The sequence below is a fragment of the Microcystis sp. M015S2 genome (assembly GCF_020245945.1).
GTDB lineage: Bacteria > Cyanobacteriota > Cyanobacteriia > Cyanobacteriales > Microcystaceae > Microcystis.
Genome location: NZ_JADBTX010000052.1, coordinates 1 through 18,249, shown reverse-complemented (window position 1 = coordinate 18,249; position 18,249 = coordinate 1). Strand labels below are relative to the sequence as shown.

At 43.6% G+C, this 18,249-nt stretch carries 17 protein-coding genes; 10 read left to right on the top strand and 7 right to left on the bottom strand.

The features are described 5' to 3' along the window. The 4 genes from IM473_RS11050 to IM473_RS11035 all read right to left on the bottom strand — a co-directional run. On the bottom strand, window positions 1–320 hold a 320-nt coding region (locus tag IM473_RS11050; protein ID WP_287660687.1), incomplete at its 3' end, for a helix-turn-helix domain-containing protein. A 163-nt stretch (window positions 321–483) separates the two neighbouring features. After that, window positions 484–1,380, bottom strand: coding sequence for a tRNA (5-methylaminomethyl-2-thiouridine)(34)-methyltransferase MnmD (locus IM473_RS11045; RefSeq protein WP_287660686.1), 897 nt, complete (start codon window positions 1,378–1,380; stop codon window positions 484–486). Further along, window positions 1,340–2,134 carry an alpha/beta fold hydrolase gene (locus IM473_RS11040; RefSeq protein ID WP_287660685.1) on the bottom strand — a complete coding sequence of 265 codons (795 nt, stop codon included), beginning with the start codon at window positions 2,132–2,134 and terminating at the stop codon, window positions 1,340–1,342. The genes IM473_RS11045 and IM473_RS11040 overlap by 41 nt, the downstream gene beginning before the upstream one ends. A gap of 193 nt (window positions 2,135–2,327) precedes the next feature. Continuing rightward, window positions 2,328–2,927 carry a superoxide dismutase gene (locus tag IM473_RS11035; protein ID WP_287660684.1) on the bottom strand — a complete coding sequence of 200 codons (600 nt, stop codon included), beginning with the start codon at window positions 2,925–2,927 and terminating at the stop codon, window positions 2,328–2,330. A gap of 409 nt (window positions 2,928–3,336) precedes the next feature. Between IM473_RS11035 and psbH the strand changes: the two genes are divergently transcribed. The 3 genes from psbH (at window position 3,337) to glgB (ending at window position 6,504) form a co-directional block, all read left to right on the top strand. Next, window positions 3,337–3,531, top strand: coding sequence for a photosystem II reaction center phosphoprotein PsbH (gene psbH, locus IM473_RS11030; protein WP_002736544.1), 195 nt, complete (start codon window positions 3,337–3,339; stop codon window positions 3,529–3,531). A gap of 104 nt (window positions 3,532–3,635) precedes the next feature. After that, window positions 3,636–3,884 (top strand): TatA/E family twin arginine-targeting protein translocase, encoded by a 249-nt coding sequence (locus IM473_RS11025; RefSeq protein WP_045358984.1) that lies wholly within the window; start codon window positions 3,636–3,638, stop codon window positions 3,882–3,884. A 340-nt stretch (window positions 3,885–4,224) separates the two neighbouring features. Further along, the gene (gene glgB, locus IM473_RS11020) at window positions 4,225–6,504 is read left to right on the top strand and encodes a 1,4-alpha-glucan branching enzyme (RefSeq protein WP_287660683.1); all 2,280 of its coding nucleotides are present in this window, start codon (window positions 4,225–4,227) and stop codon (window positions 6,502–6,504) included. A gap of 480 nt (window positions 6,505–6,984) precedes the next feature. On the opposite strand, the gene IM473_RS11015 is transcribed toward glgB, so the two are convergent. Next, on the bottom strand, window positions 6,985–7,386 hold the full coding sequence (locus IM473_RS11015; protein WP_016516781.1) for a fasciclin domain-containing protein: 402 nt from the start codon (window positions 7,384–7,386) through the stop codon (window positions 6,985–6,987). 775 nt (window positions 7,387–8,161) lie between these two features. On the opposite strand from IM473_RS11015, the gene IM473_RS11010 reads away from it, so the two are divergent. The 4 genes from IM473_RS11010 to IM473_RS10995 all read left to right on the top strand — a co-directional run bounded on the left by IM473_RS11010 (window position 8,162) and on the right by IM473_RS10995 (window position 14,115). Next, window positions 8,162–9,118, top strand: coding sequence for a ribonuclease Z (locus IM473_RS11010; RefSeq protein WP_287660682.1), 957 nt, complete (start codon window positions 8,162–8,164; stop codon window positions 9,116–9,118). Between the two features lie 2 nt (window positions 9,119–9,120). Continuing rightward, window positions 9,121–12,357: a tubulin-like doman-containing protein gene (locus IM473_RS11005; protein WP_287660681.1), complete on the top strand. Its 3,237-nt coding sequence runs from the start codon at window positions 9,121–9,123 to the stop codon at window positions 12,355–12,357. 273 nt (window positions 12,358–12,630) lie between these two features. After that, the gene (gene argF, locus IM473_RS11000; RefSeq protein ID WP_287660679.1) at window positions 12,631–13,557 is read left to right on the top strand and encodes an ornithine carbamoyltransferase; all 927 of its coding nucleotides are present in this window, start codon (window positions 12,631–12,633) and stop codon (window positions 13,555–13,557) included. Between the two features lie 132 nt (window positions 13,558–13,689). Next, a complete protein-coding gene (locus IM473_RS10995) occupies window positions 13,690–14,115 on the top strand; it encodes a hypothetical protein (RefSeq protein ID WP_287660678.1) in 426 nt (141 codons plus the stop codon). Window positions 14,116–14,165: 50 nt separating this feature from the next. Here the strand turns inward: IM473_RS10995 and malQ are convergent, their stop codons facing one another. Next, window positions 14,166–15,668: a 4-alpha-glucanotransferase gene (gene malQ, locus IM473_RS10990; protein ID WP_287660677.1), complete on the bottom strand. Its 1,503-nt coding sequence runs from the start codon at window positions 15,666–15,668 to the stop codon at window positions 14,166–14,168. Between the two features lie 812 nt (window positions 15,669–16,480). Here malQ and IM473_RS10985 point away from each other — a divergent pair. Further along, complete coding sequence (locus IM473_RS10985) at window positions 16,481–17,272, top strand: hypothetical protein (protein WP_287690447.1); 792 nt, start codon at window positions 16,481–16,483, stop codon at window positions 17,270–17,272. 49 nt (window positions 17,273–17,321) lie between these two features. Next, complete coding sequence (locus IM473_RS10980; RefSeq protein WP_149106599.1) at window positions 17,322–17,600, top strand: metal-dependent hydrolase; 279 nt, start codon at window positions 17,322–17,324, stop codon at window positions 17,598–17,600. A gap of 177 nt (window positions 17,601–17,777) precedes the next feature. On the opposite strand, the gene IM473_RS10975 is transcribed toward IM473_RS10980, so the two are convergent. Continuing rightward, complete coding sequence (locus tag IM473_RS10975; RefSeq protein WP_287660675.1) at window positions 17,778–18,056, bottom strand: hypothetical protein; 279 nt, start codon at window positions 18,054–18,056, stop codon at window positions 17,778–17,780. Between the two features lie 31 nt (window positions 18,057–18,087). Here IM473_RS10975 and IM473_RS10970 point away from each other — a divergent pair. Further along, a partial coding sequence (locus IM473_RS10970; RefSeq protein ID WP_287660688.1) for a helix-turn-helix domain-containing protein occupies window positions 18,088–18,249 on the top strand: 162 nt, incomplete at its 3' end.

Genomic DNA, 18,249 nt, shown 5'->3' with positions numbered 1-18,249 from the left:
GGACGTTCTTTCAGTTCTTCTTTTAATTTTTGAAATTGTTCTTCCTTCAATAAAGGTTCTTTTCCTCTCCGATGTTCCGCACTTTTTTTCTTGAGATTTTTAACTCCTTCTTCTCCTAATTCATTATATCTTTTGAGAATTTTAAAACTATATTGATAATCTAACCCCACAGCTACTGCCGCATTTTTGATTGTCCATCCTAACGATATTTTCCACAATAAGTGCCATCTTCTTGTTTCCACTGAGTCTTGACTGCTTCTGTATCTATCTTTCAGTTCCTCGGAACTTAGATGTTCGGCTAAGTAAGCTTTCTTGGGCATTTTATCTCCTCGTCTTTACTCGTTTTATTATAACAGGATTTGGTATGAGTCCCTATTTCGATTTCTCAACGTTTGTTTCTGGCACTTTTCTTGAAAAAAAAGTCCCTAAACCGTTTTCTAGCAAGGCTTTCACTGATATTCAGCCAACCCTAACTACATATTCTCATTCCGAGATTGCGATCGAATTAACTGATCTTTGCCAACGTTTTTTCCAGTGGCTAGTCGGTTCTAAATCAGAGAGAGCCTGTTCGCTGCGACGACGTTGTATAATCACTTCGGCCGGGTCGCTTAAAGTCGGGTCTCGATAGGGAATAGCGGCCTTAGTTTGCAGATGTTCCCGTTCCTGTGCCGATAAAGATGGGGGTAAGGACAAAAAACTGGCTATTGTCCCTGGCGATCGCCGACCGACGCTATCGGTGGCTCCAATCTGCAATCCTGCTAATTGTAAAGCCCTTCGCACCGAGGCAGCACAGGAATAGGTGACTAAATAACCGGTCGGACTCAGACATTTGGCCACTAAAGCTAAAAACTCCACCGTCCACAGTTGCGGACATTTACCCGGGGAAAAGGGATCGAGAAAAATCGCCTCCGCTTGAAAACCCGCCTCAATCACCTTGGTTATCGTCTGTCGCGCATCCCCGATTAACAGTTTAGCCGTGAGATTAGGCAAGTCTAGCCGGTGATTATGGGCAAAATCACTTAAATATTCGGGAATTGGTTGACTCCAACTATTTAAGAGATTTTCTCTAATAGCTGCTAGGGGAACCACTCGATCGCTTTCTAAGGCTAATAATTCTACCCGACAATCCCCCCTAACTTGCCAAATGGCCGCTAAGGCTGCGGCGGTATTATACCCTAAGCCGTAACAAATGTCAAGAATTTTTAGATTATTGCTCTGGTCTGCTTTTGCTGCCAGACGACTGGAGAGGATAAATTTTTTCTCGGCTTCTTCCCTTGCCCCGGAGGTAGAATGATAACATTCGCCGAATTCGGTCGAAAAAAAGGTATAAGAACCATCCTCAGTGACTTTTTGCGGGTAGGCTTCGGGGGAGACAAGCATGGTGATGGAGAATGTCTTTGAGGTGAATATCGGTTTCCAGCAGGCAAGCGTGACCACTATGGGGCAGAATCGTCAATTTTGCGGCGGGTAACTGCTGAATTAGGCGTTTAGCCTCCGCTACCGATGGTAACAGTCGGTCGCCTTGACTGGCTATCACTAACACCTCCAATTGCAGATCTTTTAACTCGCTGGCACTAACCTGAAACCGTTGTAACTGGGATAAACGCCAGCTAATCGTCTTCGGTGGGACGTATTGCATGGCTTTGAGGAGAGAGCGGCGATCTTCCCGGGATATTCGACCCAGAGCGGCCAGAAAGGGTAAAATAGTCAGGGCCGAGCTGCCGTGGATGAAATCGGGCATTATCTGGGTGATACCGATTCCCAAGCTTAAAAGAGGTCTTTGATTAAAAGAAGAAGCGGGGTTAATTAAAATCAGTTTTTTAATTAATTTTGCTGATTTTGTCGCTATTTTCAAGGCTAAACAGCCACCAAAAGACTCACCGCAGAGATAGACTTTTCTCGATTGTCCCTTTAATTCCTGTGTCAATAAAGCAATCACGCAATCGCTTAATTCCTCCCAATCACCGAGATATTGCGGGGAAATCGCCAAACAACGCAGATCGAAGTAAGGAGCAAGGTTTTTAATCTGACGATGGTATAGTTGGCCGCTGCCATCCATTCCGGGTAAAAATACAAACAGGGGATAATCGGGACGGGGATGACGGGGAATAATCCAACTGACAGGTTGTTCCATTGTGCAACAAGCGCGATCGATGTTAAAAAAGTTTTTTCTGGTTATCTATATTTAAGGATAATTAATATTAGAGAGAGCTGCCAATTTTAAGAGTAGTATTAACCCCCAACCTATGGATGGTTTCTCCCTGCTCGTCAACCCCTGATAACTGATAACTGATAACTGATAACTGATTAACTGAGCCAAATTTTTTTTAGGCTGCGGCTAAATTAGCAGCCACGAAATCCCAATTGACTAACTTAGTTAAGAAGTCGCTGATGTAATCGGGGCGACGATTTTGGTAGTCGAGATAATAAGCGTGTTCCCACACATCCATAGTTAAGAGGGGAACCTGTCCGGCGGTTAAAGGATTGTCAGCGTTGCCGGTTTTGGTGACTTTGAGAGTACCGTTATCGAGAACTAACCAAGCCCAACCGCTACCGAATTGAGTAGCACCCGCAGTTTTGAAAGCTTCGACAAATTTCTCGAAACTGCCGAAATCTGCGTTAATTTTAGCGGCTAAAGCAGCGGTAGGCGCACCGCCACCACCCGGTTTCATGCAGTCCCAATAAAAACTATGATTCCATGCTTGGGCGGCATTGTTGAAAACCCCAGCTTTAGAGGCATCACCGGCAACCTTAACGATAACTTCTTCTAAAGAGAGAGCATCGAGTTCCGTATCTTTGACCAAACCGTTATAGTTATTGACATAAGCGGCGTGGTGCTTGTCGTGGTGGAATTCTAGGGTACTTTTGGTGATGCAAGGCTCTAAGGCAGTGTAATCGTAGGGTAAAGGGGGAAGTGTGTAAGCCATCTGCTGTTCTTTATATCCTCTCTTGAGAGCTTGTTTAAGTTAGTGTTGATAAAACTTTACATCCTCGATCATAGCACCGAAGGAGACTTGATCAGTGATCAGTGATCACTGATCAGCTTTTTTCTCCCATCTCTCTTCTCCCTTCTCCCCCATCACCCCAAACCCATCGACCATCTCCTAAATCCTGAGAAGATCACCAAACAATGTTAGAATAATTCCCGTACTGTAGGCGCTTGCAGATTCTTGTGGGCGTGGCAGGGCAGGCGAAAAACGATTCCGTTCGGAATTAGACCAAAAAAGCTCCACTGGCAACAGCAGTAGATTTTATCTCACTGGGTTGACCGGTTGGCACTTCGTCAAATTACGGATCAATACAAAATTATCATTTACAGATCTTTCTTGGTAACTTATGGCACAGCGTACACGCTTAGGTGAAATCCTTCGTCCCCTCAACTCAGAATATGGTAAAGTTTCTCCCGGTTGGGGAACTACCTTGCTGATGGGAGTGTTTATGGCTCTGTTTTTAGTCTTTTTGCTGATTATTTTACAGATCTACAACTCCTCCCTAATTTTAGAAGGATTTAATGTAGATTGGGGTCAGTAAGCAGATTCCAACAATCTCGTCGGCATTTTTGGCGGCAGAATTGTCCCTCGGACTTTGGCAGGTGGGTTATTGCCCACCGCGAGTTTTTTATTAGGAGCAAAAAAATGAATATTTTTGGGATTGGATTACCAGAAATGGGGTTAATTCTCTTGATTGCCCTGCTAGTTTTCGGACCGAAAAAATTACCAGAAATCGGTCGCAGTTTAGGCAAAACGATTCGAGGATTTCAAGAAGCATCAAAGGAATTTGAAAGTGAATTTAAGCGAGAAGCCCAGCAGATTGAAGACTCGGTAAAAATCAAAGCTGAATTAGAAGAAAGTCAATCTCCTAGCGATCAAACTCGTTCCAGTTAAGAACTGTGTAGAGATAAAATGAAAGAAGATTGAGCGATAAATTTGTAGTTCAAATTCGAGGCTATCCGCTAGATTAACATCGAGAATGACCAAATCGAGATTAAATTGGCAGTTTTACCATCGGCCGCCATTTCTACTTGTTAGTTTTTTTGACCGAGAAAAGGGGAAATCAGGTTTCGGAGCGCAAAATCGTCTTTAATGACGGGAATTTTGGCAGCAGTCACAGCCATAGTTGAATGAGTAGGCAGAATATATCATTAGTTTGAGAATTCCCAGAAGGCAAGGAAAAAATGACTATTTCCTTGCTATAAGTATTGTAGATGTCAAGAGTGGTAAATGAATGTCTATAGTGGTATCCCCCGAACAAGTCCATCAAATCGTCAACAACCTCCATCACGATCCCTTTGAGGTTTTGGGGGCCCATCCCCTAGAAGAAGAAGGAAAAGTCAATAAATGGGTTGTCAGAGCCTATTTACCGAAAACCACGGCCGCTTGGGTTATTTTACCGTCCCAAAGACAAGAATATCCCATGACGACCGCTTATCACCCCCATTTTTTCGAGTGCGTCATCGATATCGGTGAACTGAACAATTATCAATTACGCATCCACGAGGGGGAACAGGAACGGGTAATCTATGATTCCTATGCCTTCCGTTCTGCCAAACTCAGCGATTTTGATTTACATCTGTTTGGAGAAGGCAACCATCACCGCATTTATGAAAAATTAGGGGCGCATTTAGCTGAAATCGAGGGTATTAAAGGGGTTTATTTCGCCGTTTGGGCTCCTAATGCCCGCAACGTCTCGATTATTGGTGATTTCAATAACTGGGATGGTCGTGATCACCAAATGCGGAAACGTAATAATATGGTCTGGGAATTGTTTATCCCGGAAATCGGTGTTGGCACTAAATATAAATACGAGATCAAAAATTGGGAAGGTCATATTTACGAAAAATCTGATCCCTACGGTTTTGCCCAAGAAGTACGCCCGAAAACCGCCTCGATCGTGGCTAATTTAGATAGCTATACTTGGGATGATAGCGATTGGATGGAAAAACGCCGTCATAGCGATCCTTTAACTCAACCGGTTTCCGTTTACGAATTACACCTCGGTTCTTGGCTGCACGCTTCTAGTGCCGAACCCCCCCGTTTACTTTCTGGGTCCGGGGAAGCGGTTCCCGTGTCGGAATGGAACACTGGGGCGCGCTTTTTGAGTTACTACGAGTTAGCCGCAAAACTGATTCCCTACGTTAAAGAATTAGGTTACACCCATATCGAATTATTACCGATCGCCGAGCATCCTTTTGATGGTTCTTGGGGTTATCAAGTGACGGGTTATTTTGCCCCCACCAGTCGCTACGGCAATCCTGAAGATTTTATGTATTTTGTCGATCAATGTCATCAAAATGGCCTTGGTGTGCTAGTGGATTGGGTCCCCGGTCACTTTCCCAAAGATGGTCACGGGTTAGCTTTCTTTGATGGTACTCATCTTTACGAACACGGCGACCCGCGCAAAGGGGAACACAAGGAATGGGGAACCTTAATTTTTAACTACGGTCGCAACGAAGTCAGAAATTTCCTCGTCGCTAATGCTCTTTTTTGGTTCGATAAGTACCATATTGACGGCATTCGCGTGGATGCGGTGGCTTCTATGCTCTATCTCGATTATTGTCGTAAAGATGGGGAATGGGTGGCTAACGAGTACGGTGGCCGGGAAAATTTAGAAGCTGCGGAATTCCTGCGTCAAGTTAATCATGTAATTTTTAGCTATTTCCCCGGAATTCTCTCTATTGCCGAAGAATCCACCGCTTGGCCGATGGTGTCCTGGCCCACCTATATGGGCGGTTTAGGCTTTAATTTGAAGTGGAATATGGGCTGGATGCACGATATGCTTGATTATTTCGGCATGGATCCCTGGTTCCGTCAATTCCATCAAAATAATGTCACTTTTAGTATGTGGTATAACCACAGCGAGAATTATATGCTGGCTTTGTCCCACGATGAAGTGGTTCACGGCAAAAGTAATATGATTGGCAAAATGCCGGGGGATGAGTGGCAAAAATTCGCCAATGTCCGGGCCTTATTTAGTTATATGTTTACCCACCCCGGCAAGAAAACCATGTTTATGAGCATGGAATTTGGCCAGTGGAGTGAGTGGAATGTTTGGGGTGATTTGGAGTGGGGTCTTTTGCAGCATGAACCCCATCAACAGCTAAAACGCTTTTTCTCAGATTTGAACGCCACCTATAAGAGTGAACCTGCTTTATATACCCAGGATTTTGGTCAGGATGGCTTCGAGTGGATCGACTGTAGTGATAATAGTCATAGTGTCGTTTCTTTCCTGCGCTGGAGCAAAAATTGGCAGGAGTTTCTGGTGGTGGTCTGTAATTTTACTCCCCAACCCCACAGCCATTATCGCGTTGGTGTACCCCATCCCGGTTTTTATCAGGAAATCTTTAACAGCGATGCGGGTAAATATGGCGGTAGTAATATGGGCAACCTTGGCGGTAAATGGTCGGAGGAATGGTCCTATCATAGCCGTCCCTACTCGATCGATCTTTGTTTACCACCTTTAGGGGTTTTAGTTCTCAAAATCAGTCCTAATGCTTCTGGGGAATAGAGGAGTAGGGAGATGGGGAAGTGGGGGAATGGGGGAATTCAACTAAAACCCTAAAACCCTAACACCCTAAAACCCCAACACCCCCAACCCCTAACAAAAAAATTTAGAGGCCATCTCCCAGAAAGTGGCCTCTTTTTTGGCTGAATTTTGCGGAAACTATTAAGTTGTTAGATTAGCGAGCAGTGTTTGTATCCATTCTTGAGCGAGTTCCTCCACGTTACCATTACTGAGTAACGCACAGAAAACGGGTTTCTCGGAGAAACCCGTTTTCTACTCATGTAATAGGTAAAAGGATCAATAGATAATCAGTCTTTAATAACAGGATTTAGTCTGAACAGGTACAGACAAGAAAGTGCAGAAAGTGGGCATTTTCCTCCGGCGAGCATCGGAAACATAAACAAGCAAAAGTATCTGTACATTTAGTTACTAAATTAAGACAGATTTGCCCTAGATGCAGACCGGGCAAAAGCCGGTCAAAAACTAACCCATTAGAATCACCGTATCGATGACGTGGATCACACCATTATCCGCCTCGATATTACCCGCGACAACCGTGGCATTTTTCACCTCAAAACCTTCGCTACAATCGATGGGAATCGGTGAACCCTCTAGAGAAGTCACTACAGCCAATTTTGCCAAATCTTCCTGCATATATTTGCCCGCAGCGACGTGATAGGTGAGAATTCGGGTTAATTGGGGGATATTCTGCACTAGGGTTGTAATCGTCCCAGGGGGCAATTTGGCAAAAGCTTCATCGGTGGGGGCAAAAACCGTGAACGGGCCGGGACTTTTTAGGGCATCCACAAGATTAGCCGCTTGTACCGCCGTTACTAGAGTTTTAAAATTATCGGCACTGACCGCAATATCGACAATATCTGCCATAAACTTGACTCGATCCTGAAAAAAATCATCTATTTCAGATTTTAAACTTAATCTTGTCCCAAAGATCGTTCTAGGGAAGTAATGTGGGGTGTGGGGTGTGGGGTGTGGGGTGTAGGGTGTGGGGTGTGGGAAGAACAAATAAAAATAATCTCCTGTCTCCTGACTCCTGACTCCTGAATACTGACTCCTGACTCCTGAATACTGACTCCTGACTCCTGAATACTGACTCCTGACTCCTGTCTCCTGACTCCTGACTCCTGACTTCTAACCCAATTTTGGACAAAGATAAGCAAAAATTATTTATTGACTCCACAAACTTGAGAATATTTAAATTAACATTTCGCAATATTTACAAATTCTTAAGAATTAATTGAGAAAGATTTTTATTTAACAACGATGTTATCATGGTTACAGCGATTTTACTGAATTTCATAATGGGTTATTCTGTGCTTTTTTGGGCAGCAATGGTTAAAACCCTTGCCACACCTACAAGGTGATCCTAATTAAGACGGGTAAATCAGTCAATTTCACCCACAACGATGATCTTTTTTTTGTGTAGTTTTATTGCAAAAAAAAAGTTTTTTTGACAAAAAGCACAAAGTATGATAGGGACGCTGGTGTATTTCTGGCTGCGAGTAATTATTGCAGAGTTAAGTCAAAATCAGGGGATTTCCTGTTTCCAAGTGATCAAATACAGAAAAGCAGCAATTTGATCGAGAAATCGATAAAAACAGCCTAGACTAGAAAAAGAATCCTCTATCCCGACAGCTATCCTGTGGAGATTACTTTTTTAGGAACCAGTTCTGGGGTTCCCACTCGTTCCCGTAATGTCTCTAGTATCGCCCTTCGTTTGCCGCAACGGGCGGAAATATGGCTGTTTGACTGTGGAGAAGGAACTCAACACCAGTTACTGCGTAGCGACCTAAAAAGTTCCCAAATCCGACGCATTTTTATCACCCACATGCACGGAGATCATATCTTTGGTTTAATGGGACTGTTAGCCAGTATCGGATTAGCCGGTTCTGCTCAGGATATTGATATCTACGGACCCCCCGGACTAGCGGAATATCTGCGTGCTTGTGCTAAGTATTCCTATACTAATTTAGCCAATCGGGTGCGTGTCCATGCCGTTTCCCCCGGCATACTCTACGAAGATGAAGAATTTACCGTCTCCTGTCAGCTACTAAAACATCGTATTCCCGCCCACGGTTATCGTATCGCCGAAAAAGACCGTCCTGGACGTTTTGATGTAGAAAAAGCCAACGCTTTAGGTATTCCCCCCGGACCAATTTACGGCAAGCTGAAAAAAGGGGAAACTGTCACCCTCCCCGATGGCAGAAAAATTCGCGGTCAGTCCCTCTGCGGAGAAACGGAAATCGGCCGTAAAATTGCCTATTGTACCGATACTATTTTCTGTGAAGGCTCGATCGAATTGGCACGCGATGCAGATGTGTTAATTCATGAGGCGACTTTTGCTCACCAAGATGCCGGATTAGCCTTTGAAAGTGTTCATTCCACTTCGACGATGGCAGCCCAGGTGGCCTTGGCAGCCCGGGTAAAATTGTTATTAATGACCCATTTTAGTCCCCGTTATCTACCGGGGAATTCTCTGGATATTTCCAATCTGTTAGAGGAAGCGCGGGCAATTTTTCCTAACACTAAATTAGCCTACGATTTCCTCACCTACGAAGTCCCTCGCAACCGTCAAGAAATGGCCTTAGGAGTTAAATAATTATGCCAGCAGCAGTAGAAGAAAAAAGCATGGTTCCCACGGTTTTAGTGGGTATTGGTGGCACGGGTAACGAAATTTTATCGCGCTTGCGTCGCTTAATCGAGGAAAGTTATGGCAGTTTGAGCAATTTTCCGATTGTCAGTTTTTTGGTGGTTGATACGGATAAGGATTATAAAATCAGTAATCCTGAAGCTGCTGGCAGTGCTTTTAAAGATAACGAAAAACACTGGTCCAGGGTGAGTGGAAAACAGGTACAGGAGATGGTATCTGACATGGATAGATATCCCTGGATTAATAGTTGGTTTCCCCCGGAATTAGAGAGAAATATTACTTCCCTGGAAGCGGGAGCGGGACAAATTCGCGCCTGTGGCCGTTTTGCTTTATTTTGTAATTATCATGAGATCCAAAGAAAATTTCTGGATGCGGTGAGACGGGTAAAAGGACAAGAAAACTTTATGCTCGATCGCTATGGAATTAAAGTTAATAATACTGCTATTAATGTCTTTACTACGGGGTCTTTAAACGGTGGTACAGGTAGCGGAATGTTAATCGATCTAGGCTACTGTATTCGTAATTGGTTGCGAGGGGAAAGTAGTCCTTTGAGTACGGCAATTGTTCCCACTCCTGAAGCATTTGCGGGGATTAGTGTCGGCGATCGAGTTTTGGCTAATGGTTACGCTGCCCTGATGGAATTAAATTACTTTTCTGACTACAGAACCGAATATCATCAACAGTTTAGCAGCGGTTTAGTCGATGAAGTTGTTAGTAAGCTACCCCCCTTTGATTTTACCTATTTAGTGGGTACAAAAAACGGCGAAGGTGATTTTAAACTCGGTCAAATTCGGGAAATGATCGCCCAAAATATCTTCCTAGATATGACGTCTGATTTTGCCCCCCATAAGCGTTCCATTAGAGATAATATTAAGGGTTCTTGGGCGCAAGCTGACCCTGGGGGTCGCGGTTATCCTAAGCAATTTATGAGTTTTGGGCTATCAACTATTGAAATTCCTATTGCCCAAATTCGGGCCTCTTTATCGGAACGTTTAGCCAAAGATTTAATTAATTGGTGGCTGAATGATGCCGTGATTTTACCCGCTCAAATGTTGGAGTTAGTAAGAGGTGATATCCTCAAAAGAATGCGCTTGAGCGAAGGGGAATTAATTATGGATTTATGTGCCGACAAGGATCGCTCTTTAATTGCCATAATCTCCCAATGGATTAACGAAACTCGTCAGGAAATCAATCAAGATAATTGGCTATCTTGTACCAAACAGGGTGTTAATATTTTAGGTAATGAACAGGGAAAAATTCTGCAATTTATTAATGATTATTTAACGCCAAGAGTCGAGGAATTTAAACGCAATCATTTACTAGAATTGAGTCCCGATGAACGGCTGCACGGTGATTACCTGAAAAAGATTTATAGTAACCGGGATGAAATTATTCAACGGGGTAAAAAGTCCCTAGAAATGGAGTTTTATAATATCCTTGAAGATCGGAACCGTGGGGTAAAATTTGCCGAGAGTTTTATTGTTTCAGTACGACAAATCTTCACCGACATAGCCGAAAAATTCCGTCGTGATCAAGAACAGGTTTGGAGTCAAAACGAAAGTAAACGTCAACGAGAATATGATACAGCCTTGGCAGAAATTAATGATCTGAAAGATAAACTTCATATCTCGAAAAAAGATAAAATGGAAGAATATTGTGAACAAGCTTTAACGGGATTGGAAGGCTATTTAATGGCCAATATTCAACGAAAAACCAGAGGTGCAGGAGTAGAGGTTATTAATCGTTTACTGGAACATCTTAATCAATTAGAAAGCCGTTTTAATCGCTTTCGTCAGAAATTAATTCAAAGTCGCGATCTATTTAATCTCCAAGCTAATCAACAGATCGATAGTGCCGATGCTTTGTTAATTAATGGGATTAAATTATTTGACAGACAAGAATTAAATAGCCTTTATCAAGACTTTATCGAACAATTTGCCTCGGGGATTGCTGGTAACAAAAATGCCTACGATACAGGTATGGATAACCTTTGTTTACCCCTCTCAGAAGAGATTTTAAAGCAATCTAGCCCCCTCTGGAAAGAAACGCGCCGCGCTGATGAAAATATGCGTTTATTTGACATCACCGAGATTGCCGATATTCGTCAAGGAGATTTTCAACAAGTTATCCTAAATCAAGCTAATCAACTACTACAAAATGCTCCCGCTAGTAGTCGCATTCAGCAGGAATTAGCCGCTTGTGATCGCTTGTTAAAAATCTATAACAACGATACCGATATTATCAATAATCTTCGCATTGCCTACCAAAAATCGCGACCCCTAATTATGCTCAATCCTGCGGTTTTGCGGGGAAAAGATGCGGGTTTTACACCCCAATTAAATCAAAATGTTGCCCTGATTGGGGGAAGAAATACCAGTAACCCGGCAGCTCAAAAAATTATTCCGAAACTGCGGGAATTTATTGCCAATGAAGACGATATTAAACCCTTGGGAGACGTGGAAAAATATCGTCTTGTCTTCGTGCAGGAAATTGGCGGTTTTTCCCTACGCTGTCTCGAGGGAATGCGAGATTTGCGGCAATCCTATCAGGACTGGAAAGGAGAATTTATTCTCGCTAAACGCGCCCAACAAATGGGGGAAAATCGCGATTTACCCATCCCCGTGCATATCCAAAAGGAACCTCCTTTCTGGGATGTTTTTCCCGAAGATCCGAGTATTTATCAATTGGTAGTAACAGCCCGAGCTTTGAAAGTGCTTTTTCCAGAAGTCAATCGAGTCACTAATGAGAAAACAATTCGCTATGAAATTAAAACCGCAACGGGATTAAAAAAAGTCGATATCGCCACCAGTTGGGAAGATGCGGTACAGGTGTTAGAAGTAAAAGCTTGTCGCGAAGATAAGGAAAAAATTCAAAGTCAGGTTACGGCTAAGTTACAGGCTGCAGCCACTCCGGAGAAAAAACAAGCTTTGTATAGGACTTTTATCGAATATTTACAACAACGTTCCGAGGAATTAACAGGAGGAAAAGATAATACAGAATATAAACGGGAAGATGCAATTATTTTGCAGTTAATCCATAACTATAAATTGGATAGTGCTGGAGAAATTCCTCTTTCTCCGGTGACAGAGGTGGCTAACCCAGCTTTGATTATCTGTGGTAATTGTGGACACAAAAATCCCCCCTCATCTAATTTTTGTTCTAAGTGTGGGTCAAAATTAGTTAAGTAGAAATTAGATTTTGGGTTTGATCCCCCCTGCTCCCCTTGATAAGGGGTGTGCCGATAGGCGGGGGGAATCTGACAATTTTTAACACTTACCCAATTTAACAGAAAAAGTGGGGGGGTGTTAGTTGGACTAACATCCCCCACAATCAAAATTTTCGGGAAAAATTGCCTAATAGCGAAAAAACTGGATTATAATAAGGTCTTCACTCAAGATTTTTGCTAATCGCTAACTGCCATAAAAGCCGATCAAGACCCCTGTTTATCGAGAGAAAAACCAATGGTAGCCACTTTAAAAGGACGAGATGTTTTAAGAATAACCGACATGAGTAGCGAAGAAATCAGCGCCCTACTCAATCTATCGGCACAGCTTAAAGCTGGTACTCTTAACCCTAGCTGCAAAAAAGTCTTAGGATTGCTATTTTATAAAGCTTCCACCCGGACGCGGGTTTCCTTTACCGTCGCCATGTACCAGTTAGGGGGACAGGTGATCGATCTTAATCCCAGTGTAACCCAAGTGGGGCGCGGGGAACCCTTAGCAGATACAGCCCGGGTACTCGATCGCTATCTCGATATTCTCGCAGTTCGCACCTTTAAACAAGAGGATTTAGAAGCTTTTGCTAATTACTCGCGCATCCCGATTATCAACGCTTTAACGGATTTAGAACATCCCTGTCAGATATTAGCCGATTTACAGACTATCCAAGAGACTTTTGAGACTTTACGGGGAATTAACCTCACCTATGTCGGGGATGGTAATAATGTCGCTAATTCTCTCCTCTTGGGTGGCGCTTTGATGGGGTTAAATGTGCGAGTTGCTTCCCCCGCAAACTATCAACCGGATGGGGAAATTGTCGCCAGCGCCCAAGCTATTGGCGAGAAAACCGGTAGTAAAATCTTAATTACCGACGATCCCGTTACGGCAGTAAAAGACTCTCAGGTGGTCTATACTGATGTCTGGGCAAGTATGGGACAGGAAAGCCTCGCTGATGCCCGAATTCCCGTTTTTCAGCCCTACCAAGTCAATGAACAGCTAATGAGTCACGCTGACAAAGACGCGATTATTCTCCACTGTTTACCTGCTCACCGCGGCGAAGAAATTACCGACGGGGCGATCGAGGGTGTACAATCAAAAGTCTGGGAACAAGCGGAAAATCGGATGCACGCCCAAAAAGCTTTAATAGTGAGTTTATTGGGATTAATCTAGCTCCCGATGCTCAGTTACCTAAAATAATTATTAAACTCGATCATCAATCATCCTAAGACCTGTCCGACACCAGAAGTTAACGCTAGGATTGATGGTAAGAGCAATCATCAGGGCAGCCTCCACACAAACTATATGTCAGACACCTCCGCAGTTAAACAGTATCTCGCCCATTGGTTTCAATTGGGAAAAAAAGTTATTTGTCCCAAAAACCAAGCTATGCTATGTCCGCTGCCTATCTTCAATGGCGATCGCTATTCATCGGAGTTTGAAGATTGTTGGCAAAAAATGCTCGATCCTCAAAGTGGCGATTGTTACCTAGAAGGTACTCAACAAACCATCCAAGACTTACTTTCCCCTCAATGGGAATTTCACCCCTGCGCTCGTTGTACTATACCAGTACCAATTGAAGTACTGGGCCAATCGGGTTTATCCTGTCCCTGCCATGATTTGACTAATTGGCCCAATTTAGAATTACCCCTACCCCATTTACCCGTCAATAGTCAAGAAAATCTTGATCGCATCCGGCAAAGATTGCTAAAAAATTCTTACCCACATTAACCAGACTAAAAGAGACGTTAGGAGTAACGTCTCGAAAAAAGGATTGAGATTTAACGATTTCTGCCAAAAAGATTAACTAAATCTCGCAATCTCTCGCTATATTCTCCGGTTAAAGCTTCCTGACGATAGCGCCATGACCAATTCCCTTCTGCGACACTAGGGGTATTCATGCGCGCATCCGATCCTAAACCTAACACATCCTGTAACGGTACGATCGCCTGATTAGCCACGGAACTATAGGCCAGTCGAATCAGATCCCAAGCCACTCCCTGACCACTGGGAGCGCCAAGATATTGATAAAGTCGCGCTTTTTCGTAGTCATTGGCGTTATCTTGAAACCAGCCCACAGTAGTATTATTATCGTGAGTGCCGGTATAAATCACACAGTTGCGTTCGACGTTGAAAGGAAGATAGGGATTACCCGCATCACCCCCAAAAGCAAAGTGGAGAATTTTCATCCCCGGGAAGGCAAAGTGATCGCGAAAATCTAGGACTGCTTGGTCAATATCGCCCAAATCTTCGGCAATAATCGGCAATTTACCTAAACGAGCGCCAATAGTATTAAAGAGATCATAACCCGGGGCCTTGAGCCAATGACCATTAATAGCATTTTCCTGGCCAAAAGCCACGGCCCAATAGGCCTCTAATCCGCGAAAATGATCGATACGGATGATATCGACTAGGGAAAGAACCGCTTTTAAACGGCGTACCCACCAGTCAAAGCCCGTATTTTTGAGATAATCCCAGTTATAAAGAGGATTTCCCCATAATTGCCCCGTTTCTGAGAAATAATCCGGGGGAACCCCTGCCACTTCCAAGGGATTACCGGTTTGGGGATCTAGTCGGAAAACCTGCGGATTTGCCCAAACATCGGCACTATTATGGGAGACATAAATGGGGATATCACCGATAATCTCGATACCGAGGGAGTTAGCATAGCGTTTTAGGGCTAACCACTGCTCAAAAAACTCAAATTGCAGGAATTTGTGCAGAAAAATCTCCTCTTGTAACTCCTGTTTCGGTGTTTCCAACGCACCCCAATGACGTTCGCGAATTTCTGTCGGCCATTCCATCCATGCTTTACCCGGGTAAGCGTGGGATAAAGCCATAAATAGGGCGTAATCCTCTAACCAATCGGCATTGCCAGCACAAAAGCCAGCAAACTGTTTGTAAAGAATTGTGTCAGAACCCTTGACAAAATTGCTCGCCGCCTTTCTAAGTAGGGGAATTTTCCAAGCGATCAATTTATCGAAATCCACTTGATCGAGGGGAAAATCGGGAATATCCTCGAAATCTGCCTGACTAAGCAGGTTTTTTTCCCGAAGAATATCGAGACTAATCAGGAGATGATTGCCGGCAATGGCACTAAAACTCATGTAGGGAGAGTTACCGTACCCTGTCGGGCCTAAAGGGAGAATTTGCCAGAGTTTTTGACCACTTTGAGCCAAAAAATCGATAAATTGATAGGCTTCCCTACCTAGTTCTCCAATCCCGTAACGACCGGGGTGACTGGTGGGATGAAGCAAAATACCGCTAGAACGGCTAAAAGCCATGAAAAAACCCCCTTATCAGTGATTAGGTTAGCAGTTATTAAGTGTTTAAAGCTGAATGCTCACTGCTATCTCCAAGCTAACCCGATGTCGATCGATAAGGGCAATACTTAACAACTTTATTAGACCTATAGGACAAAATCAGGCATTACAGCCGTACCGTAACAGATCGTCTTTCCAGTGAAAAAGATTCCTTCGGATCACGTTCCACGTTACCCTGGTAGGTGAAACTGGCACTCGTTGCCGTCGGTTTGACGCAGCCCGACAGTTGGCAGAGGGCAGCCCTTTCCTCTTGGGTGAGGGGGCGATCGATAGCTTGGAATTCGTAATATTGGTATTCGCTCATGGCGTGCAACCTATCTCAAGGTTTATGATCGATATGCTGATAATTGTACGGGGATAGTTAGGGTTTAAAGATAGATAAGACGGGACGGGCGCTCTCGGATGTATTAGGAATAGCAAGAATAGGCAAATCGCCCGATCTTTACGGATAAGGAAAAAGTTCGGGTGATCGATCGGTAATTTCCCCGCATCGGTCTTTTCAAGAAATCTAATCTATTCCTTTGGATAGTGGCACGGTCAAAATCGATAGGATTACAATTTCTTTTGTTAAGCACTTTAGCAATCGCTGGATATTTCTACCATCGGCTATCGGCGATTCACTATCAGCTAATTATTAAAATTTATGAAAACAGCCTCATTCGTTGAGATTATCGGAGATAGAGTAGGGATAGGTGAATAAGGGGGAAATAATCAGATTACTTGGGGGACAATTGCACAGATGAAATCGCCGAAACTTCATTAGGTTAAGAGTTTTGCCATTTGGAGGAAAGTTCAGATATTACAGGTGGGGTCTGTTTGGTGGCTGGTATGGCACTGAAGCAGCTTGGTTCAGTTCGTGGCGCAAGAAAGAGGTTAGGACAATGAGCAATGATAAGCCCCAAATAACCAAAATAGAAGCGATTGGCATTATTATTTCTAGTATTGCGGCTCTTCTGGCGGCATTTATAGCATGGAATCAAAATCAAATAGCAGACCAGCAAAATCAAAAGCAAAATCAAATACAGATTGAACTGCAACAGCTCCAAGAATCTCAATTTAGTAGAGAATTAGAACAGAAATATGTTGAGATTTTTTATCAGGAGATAGTCAGTGGGAATAGTATAAGACAGAATAACGCTCTAACGCTATTACTGATGATTCAGCCAGCAACAGGAGAAAAACTTAATCAGTGGGCAAAACAATCTGGATTATTGACTGTTAAGGCTAAGGAAGAATCTAAGAAAATTGAAACACAACTAAATTCTAGAATAATAAATTCTAGGTTTCGGCTTTTTATTCATCTTGGACAAGTAAATAGTCGTCCAGTTCTTGAACGAAATCTCCTTATTCAAAAACTAGAATCTCAGGGTTTTCAAGTAGTAGGATTTGACAATAAATCAGACAAATATGGTCCTGGGGTTGATTTTTTCGATGAAAAAGACCGCAAAGGGGCAGAAAAGGTTGTAGAAATTATAAATACTTTACTTCCACCAGAGGCTACTAAATTGATTGTACGTAGGCAAAACGTGATGCAAAGAGAAGGTGTTCTCGGAATTTGGTTTTGAGGTCTTGACATATTTTAAACCCAAAATTTTCGATAAGTAATAATTACCCATGTTTCTCGGCTTCATGTCCATGACCCACGCCACCATCGCCGCAGCAGGCACATCCTTAATCATAGCAACTGCTGACCCGATGGCGTTGGGTTTGGCTGTCCTGGGTTCCCAGCTTCCCGACATCGACACCACCACCAGTACCATCGACAAAATCTGCTTCCCCCTCAGCAGCTTCCTGGAAGACAGGTTTCCCCACCGCAGCATCACCCACTCTCTTTTGGCGACGGATTTGATTGCGGCTGTCTCCCTCCCCATCGGCCACTTCCTGGGCAATTAGCTGACAGCGCTGCCGAAGGCACTCGCTGCGCGAGACCGCACTCTCGTTAGGTCATTTACTCGCCTGTTTCTCCGACTGCTTCACTCCTGCTGGTAGTACAATTACGTTTAACGATGAGTCGGCGATCGCTGTTTTAAGAGGGCAGTACGCAATTGGGACAGTAAACACCAAAATCGTTCAACCTGCACCATTTAAGGAATGACCGTTCAATTTCCCCAAAACAGCCTGATGTTTCTGCCGCGCTGACCTTTCCTCGGTCGATGTGCGCTGGTTGCCGATAGTCGATAGGTGGATTTCGATAATCTCGTCAATTCTTTCGCTCGATGGCATCGAGTTCCCGACATATTTCGGCGGCCAGCCGATAATCCAGACTTCCCGGTAAAGTAGCTCCGTCATCGAAAATTTGGGTCTGAAACCCCGTCGTTCTACGACGGCTTTACTGTTAAATATGAGCATCGTTTACGAAATATATGCTAAAATGTGAGGTATGGAAAAAGCCTATTCGTTTCGATTTTACCCCACACCCGAACAAGAGTCGCTATTGCGGCGCACTTTGGGCTGTGTAAGATTAGTTTACAATAAAGCTCTCCACGAACGAACACAAGCATGGTACGAAAGACAAGAAAGAGTAGGATATGTTCAAACTTCT

Excerpts from the sequence above, each read along its gene's own strand:
- IM473_RS11045 (WP_287660686.1), bottom strand. The coding sequence starts at position 1,380 with ATGCTTGTCTCCCCCGAAGCCTACCCGCAAAAAGTCACTGAGGATGGT.
- IM473_RS11040 (WP_287660685.1), bottom strand. The coding sequence starts at position 2,134 with ATGGAACAACCTGTCAGTTGGATTATTCCCCGTCATCCCCGTCCCGAT.
- IM473_RS11035 (WP_287660684.1), bottom strand. The coding sequence starts at position 2,927 with ATGGCTTACACACTTCCCCCTTTACCCTACGATTACACTGCCTTAGAG.
- psbH (WP_002736544.1), top strand. The coding sequence starts at position 3,337 with ATGGCACAGCGTACACGCTTAGGTGAAATCCTTCGTCCCCTCAACTCA.
- IM473_RS11025 (WP_045358984.1), top strand. The coding sequence starts at position 3,636 with ATGAATATTTTTGGGATTGGATTACCAGAAATGGGGTTAATTCTCTTG.
- glgB (WP_287660683.1), top strand. The coding sequence starts at position 4,225 with ATGTCTATAGTGGTATCCCCCGAACAAGTCCATCAAATCGTCAACAAC.
- IM473_RS11015 (WP_016516781.1), bottom strand. The coding sequence starts at position 7,386 with ATGGCAGATATTGTCGATATTGCGGTCAGTGCCGATAATTTTAAAACT.
- IM473_RS11005 (WP_287660681.1), top strand. The coding sequence starts at position 9,121 with ATGCCAGCAGCAGTAGAAGAAAAAAGCATGGTTCCCACGGTTTTAGTG.
- argF (WP_287660679.1), top strand. The coding sequence starts at position 12,631 with ATGGTAGCCACTTTAAAAGGACGAGATGTTTTAAGAATAACCGACATG.
- IM473_RS10995 (WP_287660678.1), top strand. The coding sequence starts at position 13,690 with ATGTCAGACACCTCCGCAGTTAAACAGTATCTCGCCCATTGGTTTCAA.
- malQ (WP_287660677.1), bottom strand. The coding sequence starts at position 15,668 with ATGGCTTTTAGCCGTTCTAGCGGTATTTTGCTTCATCCCACCAGTCAC.
- IM473_RS10980 (WP_149106599.1), top strand. The coding sequence starts at position 17,322 with ATGTTTCTCGGCTTCATGTCCATGACCCACGCCACCATCGCCGCAGCA.
- IM473_RS10975 (WP_287660675.1), bottom strand. The coding sequence starts at position 18,056 with ATGCTCATATTTAACAGTAAAGCCGTCGTAGAACGACGGGGTTTCAGA.